This window comes from Acetonema longum DSM 6540 (assembly GCF_000219125.1).
Lineage (GTDB): Bacteria > Bacillota > Negativicutes > Sporomusales > Acetonemataceae > Acetonema > Acetonema longum.
This window is the reverse complement of sequence record NZ_AFGF01000007.1, coordinates 11,943-30,447: the sequence shown is the minus strand read 5'-3', so window position 1 is coordinate 30,447 and position 18,505 is coordinate 11,943. Positions and strand designations below refer to the sequence as shown.

The 18,505-nt window shown below is 51.9% G+C and carries 15 protein-coding genes; all 15 read left to right on the top strand.

The window, feature by feature from the left end:
* Positions 1-51: 51 nt before the first annotated feature.
* The 15 genes from ALO_RS00565 (at position 52) to ALO_RS00495 (ending at position 18,499) form a co-directional block, all read left to right on the top strand.
* Positions 52-1,449: an FMN-binding glutamate synthase family protein gene (locus ALO_RS00565; protein WP_004573030.1), complete on the top strand. Its 1,398-nt coding sequence runs from the start codon at positions 52-54 to the stop codon at positions 1,447-1,449.
* 127 nt (positions 1,450-1,576) lie between these two features.
* Positions 1,577-2,620, top strand: a complete 1,044-nt coding sequence (locus ALO_RS00560; RefSeq protein ID WP_004573029.1) for a type III polyketide synthase — start codon at positions 1,577-1,579, stop codon at positions 2,618-2,620.
* The gene (locus ALO_RS00555; protein ID WP_004573028.1) at positions 2,614-3,123 is read left to right on the top strand and encodes an isoprenylcysteine carboxyl methyltransferase family protein; all 510 of its coding nucleotides are present in this window, start codon (positions 2,614-2,616) and stop codon (positions 3,121-3,123) included. Before ALO_RS00560 ends, ALO_RS00555 begins: the two co-directional genes overlap by 7 nt.
* Before the next feature lie 248 nt (positions 3,124-3,371).
* Positions 3,372-4,535: a glucose-1-phosphate adenylyltransferase gene (locus ALO_RS00550; RefSeq protein ID WP_040292422.1), complete on the top strand. Its 1,164-nt coding sequence runs from the start codon at positions 3,372-3,374 to the stop codon at positions 4,533-4,535.
* A gap of 3 nt (positions 4,536-4,538) precedes the next feature.
* A complete protein-coding gene (gene glgD, locus ALO_RS00545; RefSeq protein WP_004573026.1) occupies positions 4,539-5,657 on the top strand; it encodes a glucose-1-phosphate adenylyltransferase subunit GlgD in 1,119 nt (372 codons plus the stop codon).
* Between the two features lie 124 nt (positions 5,658-5,781).
* Positions 5,782-8,277: a glycogen/starch/alpha-glucan phosphorylase gene (locus tag ALO_RS00540; protein ID WP_083820996.1), complete on the top strand. Its 2,496-nt coding sequence runs from the start codon at positions 5,782-5,784 to the stop codon at positions 8,275-8,277.
* A 115-nt stretch (positions 8,278-8,392) separates the two neighbouring features.
* Complete coding sequence (locus tag ALO_RS00535; protein ID WP_004573024.1) at positions 8,393-8,914, top strand: phosphatase PAP2 family protein; 522 nt, start codon at positions 8,393-8,395, stop codon at positions 8,912-8,914.
* Positions 8,915-9,139: 225 nt separating this feature from the next.
* Positions 9,140-10,315, top strand: coding sequence for an MFS transporter (locus ALO_RS00530; protein WP_004573023.1), 1,176 nt, complete (start codon positions 9,140-9,142; stop codon positions 10,313-10,315).
* A gap of 107 nt (positions 10,316-10,422) precedes the next feature.
* Positions 10,423-10,719 (top strand): putative quinol monooxygenase, encoded by a 297-nt coding sequence (locus ALO_RS00525; RefSeq protein WP_083820993.1) that lies wholly within the window; start codon positions 10,423-10,425, stop codon positions 10,717-10,719.
* Between the two features lie 16 nt (positions 10,720-10,735).
* A complete protein-coding gene (locus ALO_RS00520; protein WP_004573021.1) occupies positions 10,736-12,739 on the top strand; it encodes a molybdopterin-dependent oxidoreductase in 2,004 nt (667 codons plus the stop codon).
* Positions 12,740-13,015: 276 nt separating this feature from the next.
* On the top strand, positions 13,016-14,113 hold the full coding sequence (locus ALO_RS00515) for a BMP family ABC transporter substrate-binding protein (RefSeq protein ID WP_004573020.1): 1,098 nt from the start codon (positions 13,016-13,018) through the stop codon (positions 14,111-14,113).
* 142 nt (positions 14,114-14,255) lie between these two features.
* Positions 14,256-15,809, top strand: a complete 1,554-nt coding sequence (locus tag ALO_RS00510; protein ID WP_004573019.1) for an ABC transporter ATP-binding protein — start codon at positions 14,256-14,258, stop codon at positions 15,807-15,809.
* Positions 15,810-15,889: 80 nt separating this feature from the next.
* Complete coding sequence (locus tag ALO_RS00505; protein WP_004573018.1) at positions 15,890-16,975, top strand: ABC transporter permease; 1,086 nt, start codon at positions 15,890-15,892, stop codon at positions 16,973-16,975.
* Positions 16,968-17,900 (top strand): ABC transporter permease, encoded by a 933-nt coding sequence (locus ALO_RS00500; RefSeq protein WP_004573017.1) that lies wholly within the window; start codon positions 16,968-16,970, stop codon positions 17,898-17,900. The genes ALO_RS00505 and ALO_RS00500 overlap by 8 nt, the downstream gene beginning before the upstream one ends.
* 23 nt (positions 17,901-17,923) lie before the next feature.
* On the top strand, positions 17,924-18,499 hold the full coding sequence (locus ALO_RS00495) for a xanthine phosphoribosyltransferase (protein ID WP_004573016.1): 576 nt from the start codon (positions 17,924-17,926) through the stop codon (positions 18,497-18,499).
* The last annotated feature ends 6 nt before the right edge of the window (positions 18,500-18,505 follow it).

Below are 18,505 nucleotides of genomic sequence, written 5' to 3'. Positions count from 1 at the left end.
TACTCTGTATTAGGGGTAAACTAACCATGGAAAAACGGAGGTGGCATTTAAATGTTATTAAGCTGGCTGACAATGAAACTTATGGATCCCATGGCTGATGAAATGATGGCAAAAACCCTTACAGAGGACTATCCGGACAACCCTTTTCTCATGGTAACGGTGGCGGAGAAACTGTCGCCGCGCGCACTGGTAGAGGCGGCGATGCGGGCCGAATCGGGCAAGGAGCTGACCCGCCCGCTGGGCAGTCCGGTGGTGCTGTCGCCGTGGGATAAGATCCTGTTAAATCCCAAGCAGCTATTTCAATTGCCTTATCCGGACTATACGCAAGTTAAGACCCAAACGATTATTGGGCCTAATGCTAAAAAGCCGCTGAAGCTGGCCATTCCGATTATGATTACCGGCATGTCTTACGGCGGTTCTCTGAGTCTGCTGATGAAGATGGCTTTGGCCAAAGGCTCGGCTCTGGCCGGTACCTCAACAAATACAGGTGAGTCGGCTGTTACAAATGAGGAGCGGGACGCCGCCCATTATTTGGTCGGCCAATACCACCGGGGCGGACAGCTCAGCGGCAAGGAGCAATTGAGCCGGCTGAATGCGATTGAGATTCAGCTGGGGCAAGGCGCATGGGGCGGCGCCGTGGATGAACCCATGCCGGCTTCGCAAATGGGAGAGCATCTTAGAAAGGCCTGGCAGCTCGAAGAAGGGCAGGATGCGACTATTTATTCCCGCATGCCCGGCAAACAATCGACCCAGGATTATATAAAAATGGTCAATAGCATGAAAGAACAGTACGATGTGCCGGTCGGAGTAAAAATTGCCGGGACAGACTATATTGAATATGAACTGGCTGTCATTGCCCAGACACAAGCCGATTACATTGTGGTTGACGGCTCTGAAGGCGGCACGTCATCTTCCAATCCCACCCTCCAGGATCATGTCGGGCTGCCTACCTTCCACACTCTGGTCAGGACCATTGACTGGCTTGAGGCAAATCACTTGCGGGAGCGGTTCAGCGTGATCATTGCCGGCGGACTCACAACGCCCGGTCACTTTCTAAAAGCTCTGGCATTAGGTGCGGATGCAGTATATATCGGCACTATCGCCTTAATGGCTGCTTTGCAAAGCCAGGTGGCTAAGGCTCTGCCCCAGGCGCCGCCGGTGCAAATTGCTCTTTACACAGGAAAACTCAGCGATAAGCTGGATGTTGACGTGGCGGCCCGGCACTTAGCCAATTTTTTAGCATCCTGCACGGTTGAAATGCAGCTGGCGGTGCAGGCGGTGGGCAAGCAATCCGTCCATGAACTGGACCGTTCCGACCTGGTGGCGGTGGAAAAGGAACTGGCTGAATTTGCCGGTATACGCTACGCTGCCAGCCACCGCGAAGGCCACCACCAGACAGATTCCGGGCAAAAAGCCGTATGGCGGTCGAATCAAATGCAACTGCAATAGTGCGTGATAAGTGCGAAAAAAATGCGACAGGGAATCTTCCCTTGTCGCATTTTTTATTTTAAGCATTTTTTAGAAAAAGGGAAATAGCTTATATTAGCAGCTCAACTATGCAGCCGGGAGGGATAAAATGGGCAAGCCGCAAATTATGTCAGTGGGAACGGCGATACCGCCTTATGCCTTAGGGCAAGAAAAAATAAAGGAATTTGCCGCAACATTGTTTCAGGCAAAGCTGGATCATCTTGACAGGCTGTTGGGCGTATTTGAAAATAGTCTGATTAAAGTCAGACATCTATCGCGCCCACTTGCCTGGTATCAGGAAGCCCATTCTTTTGCCGAGGCGAACAAGGTTTATGAAGAGACGGCCGTTGCTCTGGGCGGGGAGGCAGCTTCCAAGGCGATTAGGCAGGCCGGCGTCCGGCCGGAGGAGATAGGGGCGGTTATTTATATTTCTTCTACCGGCATTGCCACGCCTACTGTGGATGTTAAAATCATTCAGAAATTAGGTTTATCACCCCATACGGTCCGGATCCCTATCTGGGGACTGGGCTGCGCCGGGGGTGTTTCCGGCCTTGCCCGCGCGGCTGAGTTGGCGCAGGTATCGGGCAAGGTCGTGCTGCTGATAGCCGTTGAACTGTGCAGTCTGACTTTTCAGCGGAACGATTATTCGAAAGCCAATCTGGTCGGCGCCAGCCTGTTCGGTGATGGAGCTGCTGCCGCCCTTATCGCGGTGGATGGCGGCGGACCGGCAGTATATGGCAGTTATAGCACTCTATTTCCCGGCACTGAAGATATTATGGGGTGGGATGTTGCGGAAAGCGGTCTTAAGGTCCGCTTTTCCCGGGATATTCCGACCATTGTCAGGCGCTATTTGCCGGAGCTTACAGGCAAGGCCTGTGAGGCATGGAACATTGATATTCATTCCGTGCAGCATTATGTCGTGCATCCGGGCGGAGCGAAAGTCCTTGAGGCTTACGCCAACAGCTTAAAACTGCCTGATGGCAGCCTGAATCATGCTTATAGGGTTTTAGCCGCATGCGGCAATATGTCGAGTGCCTCGGTATTGTTTGTACTGGACCGCTTTCTGGCAGTTACGCCGCCGACCCGGCAATATGGGCTGATGTTAGCCCTGGGTCCGGGTTTTAGCGCTGAGCAGGTGTTGTTTCAATGGTAGCGTGGCTGATTGCCGGTTTGGCCGCCATCATCGTTAGCCAGCGCCTGTCGGAATTGCTGCTGGCCCATCGTAACCGGCTATGGGCGCTGAAACAAGGGGCCCGCGAGTATGGCGTCGGGCATTATCCGTCGTTTTTCCTGCTGCACGCTGCATGGCTGGCCGGCTGGATGGCGGAGGGCGGATTCAACAACTGTCTGGCTTTTTCCTGGCCGCTTTGGCTGAGTTTGTTTCTGTTGGCGCAGGTAATCAGATATTGGTGCATCATCAGCCTGGGGCATTATTGGAATACCCGCATTTTGGTCATTCCCGGGAGCCAACCTGTGCAGCACGGTCCATACCGCTTTCTGAGGCATCCCAACTATCTGGCTGTGGCTCTGGAACTGGTGGCGGCGCCGATGATTTTTGATGCGGTATATACGGCTGCTATTGCCACAACCGTCAATGCCGCACTGCTGCTCCTGGTGAGAATTCCGGCGGAGGAACGCGCTTTAGCCGGTGAATAGCACAGGGACAAGCGGGAGCTTGGCAGAGGCGAATCCCTCGGGCATGGGATTCGCTTTTTTCTTTTAAGGATGGATTCGAGTATAAAACCCCGCAAAATCACTCAAAATAATTCAGGAAACGGAATGCTTCGGTTATTGAATCCAGGATCCCATCGGGATACGCATGAATCATGCTAAGCTCAGTGGGATTTTATACTGTCTGGGATCAGAAGCGGGTTAAGGGGAATGTGAGGGAGGAACGGCTGTTGATGCCGGCAAAAAAATGTGTGGCCATGCTGTTGGCAGGGGGACAGGGGAGCCGGTTGGGGGCTTTGACCAAGAATTTGGCTAAGCCGGCCATTCCTTTTGGCGGCAAGTACCGGATCATTGATTTTACTTTAAGCAACTGCTATAACTCAGGGATTGATACGGTGGGGGTTTTGACTCAGTATCGACCCTTTGTGCTGAATCAGTACATAGGGGTCGGCAGCGCCTGGGGCCTGGACCGAAAATACGGCGGAGTATTTCTGCTGCCGCCGTACCTGCGGGAAAAAGGCGGTGATTGGTATTCCGGTACGGCGGATGCCATCTACCAGAACATTAATTTTTTGGATATGCATGATCCATGCTATGTTTTGGTCCTGTCGGGAGATCATGTCTATAAGATGGACTACTCGCAGCTTTTGGAGTATCACCGGGAAAAACAGGCGGATGTGACGATATCGGTCCTGGAGGTGCCCTGGGAGGATACCATCCGGTTCGGAATCATGAATACGGCTGGCGACGGCCGCATCACCGAATTTGAAGAAAAGCCGAAAAATGCCCACAGTAACCTGGCTTCCATGGGGGTCTATGTTTTTTCCTGGCCGGCGCTGCGCCGCTGCCTGCGGGAAGATGCCCAAAACCCTACATCCAGCCACGATTTCGGCAAGAACATTATTCCGTCTCTGCTTAAAGCCGGCAAACGACTGTATGCCTACCGGTTCCAGGGGTATTGGAAAGACGTGGGTACCATTGAAAGTTATTGGGAAGCCAATATGGATTTATTGTCGGATCAGCCCCAGTTTGATATTCGGGACGACAGTTGGCGGATCTGCTCTTTCAATTCTGGGCAGCCGCCTCATTATATCGCTCCCGGGGCTGAAGTTACAGGGTCCATCGTCGGCGAGGGATGTCAAATTTTCGGGCAAGTGGAACAGTCCGTCATTTTTGCCAACGTGTACATCGAAACAGGTGCCCGGGTTCGCCGCTCCATTATTTTGTCCGATGTGTACATTGGCAAGGATGTGGAAATTGACCGGTCAGTCATTGGTGAAAAAGTTCAGATTGAAGCCGGACGCAAGATCGGGCTGTTGAGTCCCGGGAGCAGAGAAATCACCGTTATCGGTCAGAGTTTTGCTCATAGGGAACAAGAGGATTGCGAGGAACTCTAATATATGAACAGCATGATGGGAATCATCAATTTGATGGAAGATGATTCGTATTTGTCGGAGTTAACGCTGCACCGGCCTTTGGCAGCCGTGCCCTTTGGCGGCAAGTACCGCATGATTGATTTTATTTTATCTAATATGGTCCATTCCGGGATTCATAATGTGGGAATTCTGGCGCATCAGAAATACCGCTCCCTGATGGACCACGTGCGTTCCGGTGAGGACTGGGATCTGGCCCGAAAACAAGACGGGCTTTTCCTGCTGCCGCCGGCTTACGCCAATCACCCTTGGAGACCGTACCGGGGAGACGCGGAGAATTTTCACAGTAATCTGGATTATATCGAAAAGAGCCGCCAAAACTATGTGGTGATTGCCGGCGTTCATGTGATTTATAAGGCTGATTACCGGGATATACTGGAATTTCATCAGGAAGTCCAGGCGGATGTTACGCTGCTTTACAGCCAGGAAGACTGTACGGTGCAGGATTGCTCCAAGGCCACTACCCTGCGGCTTGACGAAAGGGGAATGGTCCGTGACATGCTGGTGAATCCGGGAAGAGTGAAAGATCAAAAGCTTTCCTTAGATACTTATATTATGGAAAGAGAACTTTTAATTGATTTAGTCAATACCTGCATTGCTCATGGTGATTTTGACTTTGCCAAACATTGCCTGATTAAAAATCTGAGCCGCCTGAAAATAGCGGCTTATCCTGTTTCGGGATACGTGGCGAGGATCAACTGTCTGCAAAGTTTCTTCAAGCATAATTTTGAACTGCTTCAGCCGGAAATATGGCGTGAGTTATTTCATGAGTCGGCTATCATATTTACCAAAACCAGGGACGAACCGGCCACCAAGTACGCAAACAGTGCTGCTGTGCGCAATTCTTTGGTGGCCGGCGGCTGTCTGGTAGAAGGACGAGTGGAGAACAGCATCCTGTTTTGCGGTGTTACGGTGCAGCGAGGCGCTTGCATTAAAGACAGCATCATCATGCAAGATTGTGATATTGCGGGTAACACTATATTGGAGAATGTGATATGCGATAAAAATGTTCGTGTTACATCCGGCAAACAATTGCGAGGGGAGTTTCATTATCCCCTGGTGATCAAGAAAGGAATTGTTATATAGTATGTATAAAAGACAGCAACCGTACTGCCAGGCGAAAAGCGGCGATGCGAAACATGTTGGCGGCGTTTTGGTTACCGGGCAGGACGCAAACAAGCCGGTCGAACGCCGGGAACCCAATGCCGACATGACGACGGAACAGTTCAAAGAAGCTTACCGGAACAAACTGTACTCCCTGTATGCCAAGACTCTTGAAGCGGCGTCCGATAAGGAAAAGTACCTGACTCTGGCCAGCCTGGTCAGGGATGAGATTAGCCGAACATGGCTGCAGGCTAAAAAACTGCGGGCTCAGCAACAAGAAAATCAGGAGAAACAGGTGTACTATTTTTCTATAGAGTTTCTCCTGGGGCGTATGCTGGACATCCATATGATCAATTTAGGCCTGAAGGATACTTGCGAACGGGGGCTGAGAGAACTGGGCATAGAATTGGCCCAACTGAGGGAAGAAGAAGAGGATCCCGGGCTGGGCAACGGCGGCTTAGGCCGTCTGGCGGCCTGTTATCTTGATTCCATGGCGGCCTTGGAGCTAAATGGACACGGCTGCGGTATCCGGTACCGTTATGGCTTGTTTGAGCAGCAGATTATCGGCGGCGCTCAGTATGAGTTTCCCGATGACTGGCTGAAATACGGGTATTACCCCTGGGAATACCGTGCCGCCGATGAGGCGGTGGAAGTCCGGTTTGGCGGCGCGGTCCGGTTGCAGGCCAACGGCAGGATTGTATATATCCATGAAAATTACGAAGCCGTGTCGGCGGTTCCCTATGATATTCCCATTACCGGTTATCATAACAATACCGTCAATACTCTCCGGCTGTGGAGCGCCGAAGCCGAGCTGGCAAAGCAGGCCTGCGCCGCCGGTCAGACTGATTGCCGGAATACCTTGCAATATAAACAATCGCTTGAGAGCATTAGTCATGTACTCTACCCGGACGATACCTACCATGAGGGCAAGGTCCTCCGGCTCAAGCAACAGTATTTTATGGTGTCGGCCGGACTGCAGAACATCCTGCGGGACTTCCGGAAGATGAACCTGCCTTATGCCAATTTGCCAGACAAAGTGGCCGTACATATTAACGACACCCATCCGGCGCTGGCTGTCCCGGAAATGATGCGATTGCTGGTGGATGAGGCCGGCCTTAGCTGGGAAGATGCCTGGGATATTACTGTCCGGACCATGTCCTATACCAACCATACCATTTTGCCGGAGGCCATGGAAAAATGGCCGGAGGATCTGTTTAGAACGCTGCTGCCGCGGATCTATATGATCGTTCACGAAATTAATGAACGATTTTGTCGTGAGCTATGGGACAAATATCCGGGCAACTGGGAAAAGATCCGGCATATGGCCATCATTGCTGACGGCTATATTCACATGGCCTATCTGGCTATTGCCGGCAGCCACAGCACCAATGGTGTAGCCGTGCTGCATACCGACATTTTAAAGAAAGAAGTTCTGCATGATTTTTGGGAAATATATCCCCAAAGATTTAACAATAAAACCAACGGCGTCACGCACCGCCGCTGGCTGCTGGCAGCCAACCCCAAGCTGGCCTCTTTGGTCACGGAAACGATCGGGGAGGCTTGGCTGGAAGATCCGTGCCGCCTGCAGGATTTGACGCAGTATGCCGACGATGCCGCTTTCCAGAAGGAAATCGCCGAAATCAAGCGGCGCAATAAGCAGGTATTGGCCAGGATCATCCAGCAAAAAAACGGAATAGCAGTGGATTCCGACTCTATCTTTGATGTACAGGTAAAACGCATTCACGCTTATAAACGGCAGAGCTTGAATGTATTTCACATCATGGATTTATATCAGCGTCTGCTGGAGGACCCGGACCTGCCCGTCTGGCCGCGAACCTTCATTATCGGCGGCAAGGCGGCGATGGGATACTATATTGCCAAACGCACTATTAAGCTGATCAACAGTTTGGCAGAGGTGATCAACAATGACAAGCGGATCCGGGATAAGATCAAATTGGTATTTCTGGCTAACTACAACGTATCTTTAGCCGAAACCATCATTCCGGCCGCCGATGTCAGCGAGCAAATTCCTACAGCCAGCCGGGAAGCCTGCGGTACGGCCAATATGAAGTTTATGATGAACGGCGCTGTGACTCTGGGGACTCTTGATGGCGGCAATATTGAGATCAGGGAGGCAGCGGGACATAGCAATATTGTCACCTTCGGCCTGACGGCGCCGGAAGTTTTGCAATATTACCGGCAGGGCGGCTACAATCCCTGGGATATCTATCATAGCGACCCGCGGGTCAAAAGAATGCTGGAGAAACTGGTGGACGGATCGCTAAGCTCTGACCGGGAAGATTTCCGTGCCCATTATGACTCCTTCCTGCACCATGGGGACCAGTATTTTGTCTTGAAAGATTTTGCCGCTTATGTGGCTGCTCAAGAGATCATTAATGGCAAATATCAGGACCAGAAAGTATGGCGTCGGATGTGCATCCATAATATTGCTCATGCCGGCTGGTTTTCCAGCGACCGGACCTTCGCCGAATATGCGGCTGAGATTTGGCGTCTGAATGAAGCTGCGATCTCCTGTCAGGACGGTTGTGAGCAGCCCGGTTTCTCACCCATTGCCAAACGGCTGGGGACTATGCTGCAATAAAAATATTTATAAAAAATTAACTTCTCATGTCCTGCGAAGGTCTTTCCATTTAGCCGGCAAAGTGGGATAATAAAGGTGATATTCTAAGAAAATATATAAGAAAGAAGGGGTGTAAATGTCGCGTCTTGCGGCCTGGGCTTTCCTGGGCGATGTCAAACTGTTTTATCACATTAATCATGCTTGGCGTCGCAATTGCCTGGACACGATTATGCCCTGGATCACTGAACTGGGCGGACCGGTTTTTACCATTCTTTCTTGTGCTGTTTTCTATCTGGCAGGCAGGGGCATGCTGGCCGAAGCTGCTGTACATGCCATTTTTGCCTTGGCCTTCAGTCATGCGGTAGCCTATATTGTTAAGCTGCTGTTTACCCGACCGCGTCCTTACCTGGTATTGCCCGGCTGCTATACATTGACCGGTCCGCTGAAGGATCATTCATTCCCTTCCGGCCACACCACGGCGGCATTTTCTTTAGCCGTATCCTATGCTATGTATTTTCCCCTGTTAACCTTGCCGCTTTTATTTCTAGCTGCCGCCACCGGCATCTCCCGCATTTATATGGGTGTCCATTACCCCAGCGATGTGGCGACAGGGGCGGTTCTGGGAGGCGGGACTGCCTTATTGATGGTGTTGATCTGATGATGAAGGAGCTTGCCAAATAAGAACAGCCTGAAATAGCCTGATAAAAATGGGTTGCTAAAGTCAGTGCAAAGGCATATCATATAATATATGGAAGTATCCTGCAGTAGGATATAACTGAGAAAATTTAGAGCATAAATTTATCTGGTTGCGACTGGATGGATTTATGTTTTATTTTCTTTATTCCGAATATCGATTCATAATGGACAGAGAAGGTGTTGTTTTATGCCACAGATGGGAATGCTGTTTGCCAACAGGCAGTTTCAAAATATTGCCGTTAGCCAGATGTTGACTACTTTTGCTTCAAATTTACTGGTGCCGGTGCTGCCGGTATATTTAAAACTGCAAAATTTTAGTGATACGCAAATCGGGTTAATCATGGGTATCGCAGCCCTGGGTGCACTGCTGATTCGTCCCTTGGCCGGCATTGGCGTGGATGTGAGGGGAAGTAAGCCGGTCCTTTTGGTGGGACAGGTTATGATTGGCTTGTGTCTGGCAGCGTATCTCTGGGTCAGCAGCTTTTTTGCGTTTGTTGTTTTGCGCCTGGGCCAGGGCATTGCCGTAGCTCTCTATGGCACAGGTGCGGTGACATTCGCCAGTTCGGTGGAAACCCGCGAGAATACGGCCAGCGCCATTTCTATGTATGCCGTTTGCACGATGGTAGGAGTGGGAGTGGCTACCAGCATCGGACCTTTTTTCTTTGCAGCTATGGGATTTCAGCGGCTGATCCTGATCAGCCTGGCGATACTGGCGATTGCGGTGCTGGTCATGACCTTGCGCGCCGCGGCTATTGCGCCGATGACCGGGGTGGAACGCACTCCGGTCATGGACATCATGCGTTCGAAAGATGTTATGGCACCGACAATTTGTCTGTTTGCCTCCAATTTTGCCAGTATCACTACCTTTACTTTTGTTCCTCTGATTGCCCTGGCTGAAGGCGGCATTCCGTATTTCCCTTTCTTTTTTGCTTTTATGGTGGCGGTGATCAGCGCCAGGCTGGGAGTGCAATATATTACGAAATTGTGGCCGGCGGAAAGGGCGGCGACCTATGCCAGTCTGCTGAATGTCGGTAGTGTGGCGGTAATTGCCATTCATCCTTCTACCATGACCTTTATTCTCAGCGGGATTTTGGTGGGACTGGGGTTTGGGGTTATTTTCCCCTCCTTGGCGGTATATGTGGTGGAGCATACTAATCCCGCCAATAAAGGCACTGCCCTTGGCACTCTTTCGACAGCCGGCGATGTGGGCAATGCCATGGGAGCCGCGGTTCTGGGCGTCGTGGCCGACACTTTTGGCTATCGGGTCCTGTTTTGGGTCTCTGCAGCTGTGGTGCTGGTCTGTACCTACTATTTTTATATGACACTGGTTCAGAAGGCACAGGCAGTAGAACAAAATGCTTAGGTAAGCGAGACGCTCTGCGCCGTCCTAAAAAGGTTGTGACTAGGAGGAAATCGGCGCCGATCGTCGCGAATATAGGCAGCAGATGATGAAGAAAAGGGGAGGGCTGCATGATGATCGTGGTGCATGCGAAATCGAAAATAAAACCCGAATGCATTGAGGCGTTTTTAGAGCAGGCAGAAATTGTGATCCGGGCTACCCGGGCGGAAGCGGGATGTATCAGTTATCAGTTGATGGCGGATACTGTTAGTAATGACAGTTTTATGTTCGTGGAGGAATGGACGGACCGGGAGGCTTTAGACCGGCATTTTAAGACACCCCATTTTGCCGCCTTTGGCAGTACGGTAAAAGATATGAGGCTGGATCGATCAGTCAAGGTATTTCAGGCGGAAGAAATTAAAATATAAAATCAGGAGGTCGGGTATGGTGACAGTGAAACGCTCGGTTTGTCCCTACGATTGTCCGGATGCCTGCGGCTTGCTGGTAGAGGTTGAGGCCGGCAGCGCGGTCAAAGTAACCGGCGATCCAGATCACCCCTATACCCGGGGCAGTCTTTGCCCGAAAATGAATCATTACGAAAAAACCGTGCATTCTCCCGGACGATTGACTCAGCCTCTTTTGCGGGCAGGCGCCAAGGGGCAGGGACAGTTCCGGCCTATATCCTGGGAAGAAGCTATTCGGCGCATTGGCGGTCAGTGGCGCACGATCATTGCCGAGTATGGCGCGGAGGCGATTTTGCCTTACTCTTACGCCGGCACCATGGGCCTGGTGCAGCGTCATGCCGGGCATCCTTTTTTTCATCGCCTGGGTGCTTCCCGGCTGGAACGGACCATCTGTTCACCAGCTAAAGATTATGGCTGGAAAGCGGTTATGGGTTCTACCCTGGCGCTTCATCCGGATGAAGCGCCAAAGAGTGATTTTATCATCTTATGGGGCACAAATATTCTGGCAACCAGCATTCATTTTTTTCAGATTGTGCGGAAAGCGAAACAGCAAGGGGCCAAGGTCTGGCTGATTGACACCTATGAAACGCCTACGGCGGTTGCGGCTGACCGGGTCATTCTGGTCAAGCCCGGCAGTGATGGGGCGCTGGCTCTGTCAATGATGCAGGTCATGGTACGTGAAGGCTGGGTGGACAAAGACTTTATTGCGCGGCATGTCCATGGCTTTGAACAGTTTAAAGACACTCTGCCGGCCTATGCGCCGGAAGCCGTCAGTGACGTGACCGGTCTGGATCCGGCGGTTATTGTGGAACTGGCCAAGACTTATGCCAGCGCCCGGGCGCCGTTTATCAGCCTGGGAAGCGGACTTTCCCGGTATGCCAATGGCGCTATGACCGTCCGCTGTATCACTTGTCTGCCAGCCCTGGCCGGAGCCTGGCAAAAGTCGGGTGGCGGCTTGCTAAGCTCCATTAGTACCGGATCTGCCTTTGCCATGGAACAAGTCACACGGGAAGATTTTATGGCCGAAGAGACCCGGATCATCAATATGAACCAGATCGGCGACGCTCTGACGGAAGCGGCCAATCCGCCGGTGAGAAGCTTCTATGTATATACTTCCAATCCGGCAGCGGTAGCGCCGGACCAGAACAAAGTCATAGCCGGCCTGATGCGGCAGGACTTATTTACGGTCGTCCATGAACGGTTTATGACGGATACCTGCCTGTATGCCGATATTGTGCTGCCGGCTGCCAGTTCTCTGGAAACGTCGGATATATACCGGTCCTACGGGCACTATTGCCTGCAGCGGACCTATCCGGCTATTCCCGCTGTGGGCGAGTCCAAGTCAAACTGGGAAGTCTTTCAGCTGTTAGCCCGTGAAATGGGGTTTGAGGACGCGTTTTTCCGGCAGAGCGCCGATGAAATGATTGATTCCCTGCTAGCCGATCCCAAGCCCTGGATGGCCGGCGTGGATATGGACCGGCTGAAAAATGGCCTGACCGTGGAGCTGCCCTTGCCGGAGGGTTATAAACTGGACTACAGAACTCCCAGCGGCAGAATCGAAATTCTCAATGAGAAAGAAAAGGAGCCGCTGCCCCGTTATTTTCCGCCGGCAGGGGAGTCAGCGCCCTTTTGGCTGATGACGGCGCCTAACTTATACTCCCTGAATTCGTCTTTTAACGAACGGGACGATTTGCTGATGCAAAAAGAAGCCATGTATCTGCAGATGAACCCGGCTGACGCCGCCGCGAAGCAGTTGACCGACCGGCAGCAGGTGGTGGCATTTAATATTCGGGGCGAAGTGCCATTTATTTTAAAAGTTACAGATAAAGTCCCGGCCGGAGTGGTGGTAGCCGACAGCATATACTGGATAAAGGATGCTCCCGGCGATCGCACGGTGAATGCCCTGACCTCCCAGCGGCTGGCCGACCGGGCGGCGGGGAGTACCTTCTATGATACTAAAGTCGACGTAAAAGGGGCCTGTTGAAAAAGGCCCGTCTGCGTTGTCAGGTCTGCGAGAGCGCGCTGTTCAGAAAGTGTCCCTTTTCGGATTTGTGCCGATTGGTTACTTCGCTCTGATTACCCGAAAAGCGATCTGCTTTATTCCAGCTTTCACGGGCTGCAGATGGGGTGTACAATAGGCTATAAGCACTATTTTCCGCGAAAATTTTTTGTTGGACAGCAGGTAAAATAATAAAAATGCCGAATGATTTTTAAATATATCGATTAAATGTTCAACAAATGTATGGGAGGTCAACTAGGAATGAAAAGAAGGTTTTGGTGCGCCGCGCTTATTGCCGTTCTGATGGTTACCCTGGCGCTCAGCGGCTGCGGGCAGAAGCAAGCCACTCCGGCTCCGGAGAACAAATTCAAAGTTGCATTTGTTTATGTGGGACCGGTAGGGGATACCGGCTGGACTTATTCCCATGACGAAGCACGTAAATACTTAATCAGCAAAATACCGGACGTTCAGACTACGATTGTTGAGTCCGTTCCCGAAGGCGCCGACGCCGAACGGGTTATCACCCAACTGGCCGAGCAAGGCAACAAGCTGATTTTTACCACCAGCTTCGGTTATATGGACCCGACCATCAATGTCGCCAAGAAATATCCTGATATAGTATTTATGCACTGTTCCGGCTATAAAACTGCCGCCAATGTAGGCACCTATTTCGGCCGGATTTATCAGGCACGCTATCTCAGCGGCATTGCCGCCGGCAAAACCACAAAAAGCAATCAGATCGGTTATGTAGCCGCCTTCCCGATTCCGGAAGTCGTACGCGGTATCAATGCCTTCACCCAAGGTGTCCGTTCGGTAAATCCCGATGCAAAAGTAAAAGTCATCTGGACCAATACCTGGTATGACCCGGCAAAAGAAAAACAGGCCGGCAAGACGCTTCTTGATGCCGGCGCCGATGTTATCGCCCAGCATCAGGACACCCCCGGTCCGCAGCAGGCTGCTGAGGAAGCAGGCAAATACGGTGTGGGTTATAATACCGATATGAGCAAACTGGCGCCTAAAGCTGTTTTGACTTCTGTTGTCTGGAACTGGGGTCCATACTATGTAAAGATAGTGGAATCCGTGAAGAATAAGACCTGGAAATCCGAACAGTACTGGGGTCCGATGAGTGACGGCGTTATAGCTCTCGCGCCTTTCGGCCCGATGGTCAATGATGAGACAAAACAACTGGTAGATGACGCACAAAAGGTCATCATCAGCGGAAGATGGGACGTCTTTACCGGCCCGATTAAAGATCAAAGCGGTAAGGTCAAAGTTCCGGCCGGTCAAAGAATGTCTGATGCCGATATGCTCTCGTTTGACTGGTTTGTAGAAGGTGTCGAAGGGACTCTTGGTAAATAAGTAAGTAAACAGCGATCCTATTTATAGGTGTAGAGCGCTGGCAGATTTTTTTCTGCCGGCACTCTGCATTTAGAGAGAGGCGAGGCTTCTCGGGGTATCGGGGAAGTAAGCGCTTTCCGAGTCTTACAAGCTGGAGGAAGTAATGGCAAAACCATTTATTGAAATGCGGGATATTGTAAAGTGTTTCCCTGGCGTTATTGCCAATCAGCAGGTAAATCTAGACATTTATGCCGGGGAAATTCATGCCCTGCTGGGGGAGAACGGGTCCGGCAAAAGCACTCTGATGTCGATTCTGGCCGGCCTTTATAAACCGGATGCCGGCGGCATTACAGTCAACGGGGTTGAAAAAAAATTCAGTTCTCCTCGCGATGCCATTGCCAGTGGCATTGGCATGGTCCATCAGCATTTTAAATTGGTGAATCCTTTTACAGTGACCGAGAACATAACTCTGGGAGAACAAAACGGCTCATTGCTTCTGCCAGCGGATAAATTAAAAGCCAAAATCACATCCTTTAGCGCTAAATACGGCCTGGAAGTAAATCCGGATGCGATTGTCGGCCATTTGTCGGTCGGGGAAAAACAGCGGGTAGAAATCCTGCGGATGTTGTATCAGGGTTCCCGGGTCCTGATTATGGACGAGCCGACGGCGGTGCTCACGCCTCAGGAAACCAGCGATCTCTTCAGCAACCTGCGCAAGATGGCTGATGATGGCTGTGCGGTTGTATTTATTACTCATAAGCTCAATGAGATCATGGAACTGGCTGACCGGGTCACCGTATTGCGGGGCGGCAAGGTCACCGGAACACTGTTGCGTGAACAGCTGAACAGCCGGGAACTAGTGCGGCTAATGGTTGGGCGGGACGTGGCGTCTCAGTATGCGCGAGAAACGGTGGGACAGGGGAACGTAGTCCTTTCCCTGGAAAAGGTTCATGCCTGGAACGATATGGGACGGCCCGGCTTGCGGGGGATTTCACTGACCATCCGGGAGGGAGAAATCCTGGGGCTGGCTGGGGTGGCCGGTAATGGCCAGAGGGAACTGGCCGAGATCATTACCGGTTTGCGCCGGGTAGCTAAAGGTCAGGTCCGGCTGCATGAAGAGACTGTGACTAATTTGCCGCCGGCGGCCATCATAAGCCGTGGCGTCAGTTATGTGCCGGAGGACCGGCTCGGTATGGGATTGGTGCCGGATTTGAATGCAATAGAAAACTTATTGTTGAAAAGTTACCAGCAACCGGAATATTCCGGCCGCTGGCTCTTAAACAGCCAAGCGATAGAAGAAAAAGCGGTCAGGCTGATCAAGCAGTATCAGATCAAGCTGGCCAGCCTGAATCAACCGGTTAAACTGTTATCAGGCGGAAATTTGCAGCGGATGCTGCTTGCCCGGGAAATATCCGACCATCCGCGCTTGATGATTGTGGTGTATCCGGCGCGGGGACTGGATGTGGGAGCGACTGAAGCCGTTCATAAACTGTTGTTGGACTTGAAGGCCAGCCGCACGGCGATTTTATTAATATCGGAGGACCTGGAGGAAATTTTGAAATTGGCTGACCGGGTCGGTGTTTTATTTAATGGCCAATTAGTAGGGGACTTCCCGGTTGATCAGGCTGATATTGATAAAATCGGCATGCTCATGGCCGGTTCGCCCGGGGCGGTAGACTCGGAAAACCTTGCTTTTCGGAATTTTTGCCAGCCCTGACATCCGTCTCTGTAGCCGAAACGCAATCTGTTTTTCCACTAACTTCGAGATGCTTTGCATCTCTCTAGGAGGCGATGCTTATGGCGGCTCTGCCGTTTAAATTTGAAAAACGCTTGGCTCCGTCCCAGACAATGATTGTTATGGTCCCGGTTTTGTCGGTCATTTTGGCGATGCTTTTCTGCGCCGCCTTTCTCGCCTTGACCGGACGGGACCCTTTAGAGGTTTACACTGCTATGTTCACCGGTGCGCTGGGTTCAGCCTATGGCCTCTCGGAGACTGTGGTTAAGGCGATTCCTCTGATGATTTGCGGCCTTGGGGTTTCCCTGGCATACCGTATGCAATTGTGGAATATCGGGGCAGAAGGACAGTTTTACCTGGGGGCCATGGCGGCTAGCTGGCTGCCGCTGACTTTCCCCGGTCTGCCGGCTTGGCTGATGCTTCCCGGCATGCTGCTTTTGAGCACCCTCGCCGGCGGTTTCTGGGGGGCCATACCTGCTGCTTTGCGGGCAAAATGGCAGGTGAATGAAATCATCACCACCCTGATGCTGAACTATGTGGGGATTCTCTGGGTGAACTATCTGGTGTACGGAGCCTGGCGAGATCCCCAGGGAATGAATTTTCCCCTGACAGCCCAGTTCCCGGCGGCGGCCATGCTGCCTACTTTTGGAGGGTCACGCATTCATATCGGCATTATTTTCGCCTTTATCATCATGGCAGTTTTCGTCATTATTTTCCGCAATTCCAAATGGGGCTATGAGATCAAAGTCATCGGTTCCAGTGAGCGGGCTGCCCGCTATGCCGGCATGAATATCAAGAAGAATATTTATCTGGTCATGATCGTCAGCGGGGCCATCTGCGGTTTTGCCGGCATGGCTGAGGTCAGCGGCATCGTAGGCAGGCTGCAGCCTCATTTGAGTCCGGGCTACGGCTACACCGCCATTATTGTGGCCTGGCTGGCAAAACTAAACCCGCTGGCCATCATGCTGGTAGCCGGTTTGTTCGGGACGCTGCAGGTTGGCGGCTATTTCGTTCAAACCATGGGAGTGCCGGCATCGGTTGCCACGATGATTCAGGGCGCCATTCTCTTTTTCGTGGTGGGCGGTGAGGTATTGACCAACTATCGTCTGGTGATTTCCAACAGGAAAGGAGAGACGGCGAGTGAGTGAGCAATCTGTACTGATTTCCATTTTAGCGGCGGCCATTACGGCCGGTACTCCGATTCTGTTCGCGGCACTGGGAGAACTGGTCACGGAACGGGCCGGCATCCTGAATCTGGGAGTCGAAGGCATCATGCTGGTAGGCGCGGTAAGCGGCTTTATTGCGGCCGTGACTACCGGCAGCAGTTGGCTGGGGCTGGCCGCGGCCATGCTGGCCGGAGGGCTGGTGGCGCTGATTCATGCGTTGTTATGCATAACCCTGCGGGCCAACCAGATAGTCAGCGGTTTGGCCTTGACCTTGTTCGGCGCCGGACTGAGCGGATATCTGGGCAAGGACTATATCGGCATACCGGTACCCAGTCCCTTTGCTGTACAGCCGCTGGGATTTTTGTCTGATTTGCCGCTGGTGGGACCGGTGTTTTTTCAGCATGACGTATTGGTGTACCTGAGTTATCTGTTGGTACCGCTCTTATGGTTTTTTATGTATCGTACCCGTCCGGGACTTTACCTGCGGGCTTTGGGCGAAAATCCGGCGGCGGCGGATGCGCTGGGAGTTAAGGTATTTGCCCTGCGTTACCTGTACATTACCCTTGGCGGCATGTTATGCGGTATCGGCGGCGCTTATCTTTCCCTGGCTTATGCACCCAGTTGGCTGGAGAATATGACTGCCGGCCGGGGCTGGATTGCTGTGGCCCTGGTGATCTTCGCCCTGTGGAATCCGGTACGGGCTATGATCGGGTCTTATTTTTTCGGCGGCGTGGATGCCTTAGGTTTCCATTTGCAAGTGCTCGGGGTTTCTGTATCGCCGTTTTTGTTGAGTATGCTTCCTTATTTATTTACTATTATTGTCTTGGTGATAGTTATGGCCCGCCAGGGCGGCAGGCTGACGGCGCCTGGAGCGCTGGGACTGCCGTATAATCGTGAAGACCGTTAAAGCAAGTATATGTGGAGGACTTTATGAAAGAATTGCAGGATCGGATCCGTATTGACGGACAGGTAATCGGAACGCAGACTTTGAAAGTGGACTCATTTTTGAATCATCAGATTGACCCTGCCTTTATCATGCGCATGGGTGAGACGTTGGCCGATAAGTTTACCCAGGATGGGGTGACTAAAATTCTTACGGTGGAGTCTTCCGGTATCGCCGTAGCCATGGCGGCGGGATTAAAACTGGGAGTACCGGTAGTTTTCGCCAAGAAGAAACCGGCCGTCACTCAGGACAGCGAGACCTACCTGGCTGATGTTTTTTCCTTTACCCGTAAAGAAGCGGTGCAGATTTCTGTTGCTGCCAAATTTCTCGTTAAAGATGATGTGATCTTAATTATCGATGATTTTCTGGCTCACGGTGAAGCGCTCAACGGCATGGTCAGTATTGTCCGTCAATCCGGCGCCAAGTTAGCCGGTGCCGGTATTGTCATCGAAAAACGCTTTCAAGAGGGCGGCAAAAAACTGAGAGCTGCCGGCATCCGGATTGAGACCCTGGCAGCCATCGAATATATGGAGCCGGGGACGATTCGCTTCGCCCAAAATTAACAAGGG

What these genes read in the sequence shown, in the direction of transcription:
- ALO_RS00525 (WP_083820993.1), top strand. Translation starts at nt 10,423, where the DNA reads ATGATGATCGTGGTGCATGCGAAATCGAAAATAAAACCCGAATGCATT.
- ALO_RS00550 (WP_040292422.1), top strand. Translation starts at nt 3,372, where the DNA reads ATGCCGGCAAAAAAATGTGTGGCCATGCTGTTGGCAGGGGGACAGGGG.
- ALO_RS00560 (WP_004573029.1), top strand. Translation starts at nt 1,577, where the DNA reads ATGGGCAAGCCGCAAATTATGTCAGTGGGAACGGCGATACCGCCTTAT.
- ALO_RS00515 (WP_004573020.1), top strand. Translation starts at nt 13,016, where the DNA reads ATGAAAAGAAGGTTTTGGTGCGCCGCGCTTATTGCCGTTCTGATGGTT.
- ALO_RS00540 (WP_083820996.1), top strand. Translation starts at nt 5,782, where the DNA reads ATGACGACGGAACAGTTCAAAGAAGCTTACCGGAACAAACTGTACTCC.
- ALO_RS00530 (WP_004573023.1), top strand. Translation starts at nt 9,140, where the DNA reads ATGCCACAGATGGGAATGCTGTTTGCCAACAGGCAGTTTCAAAATATT.
- ALO_RS00505 (WP_004573018.1), top strand. Translation starts at nt 15,890, where the DNA reads ATGGCGGCTCTGCCGTTTAAATTTGAAAAACGCTTGGCTCCGTCCCAG.
- ALO_RS00510 (WP_004573019.1), top strand. Translation starts at nt 14,256, where the DNA reads ATGGCAAAACCATTTATTGAAATGCGGGATATTGTAAAGTGTTTCCCT.
- ALO_RS00565 (WP_004573030.1), top strand. Translation starts at nt 52, where the DNA reads ATGTTATTAAGCTGGCTGACAATGAAACTTATGGATCCCATGGCTGAT.
- ALO_RS00535 (WP_004573024.1), top strand. Translation starts at nt 8,393, where the DNA reads ATGTCGCGTCTTGCGGCCTGGGCTTTCCTGGGCGATGTCAAACTGTTT.
- ALO_RS00495 (WP_004573016.1), top strand. Translation starts at nt 17,924, where the DNA reads ATGAAAGAATTGCAGGATCGGATCCGTATTGACGGACAGGTAATCGGA.
- glgD (WP_004573026.1), top strand. Translation starts at nt 4,539, where the DNA reads ATGAACAGCATGATGGGAATCATCAATTTGATGGAAGATGATTCGTAT.
- ALO_RS00555 (WP_004573028.1), top strand. Translation starts at nt 2,614, where the DNA reads ATGGTAGCGTGGCTGATTGCCGGTTTGGCCGCCATCATCGTTAGCCAG.
- ALO_RS00520 (WP_004573021.1), top strand. Translation starts at nt 10,736, where the DNA reads ATGGTGACAGTGAAACGCTCGGTTTGTCCCTACGATTGTCCGGATGCC.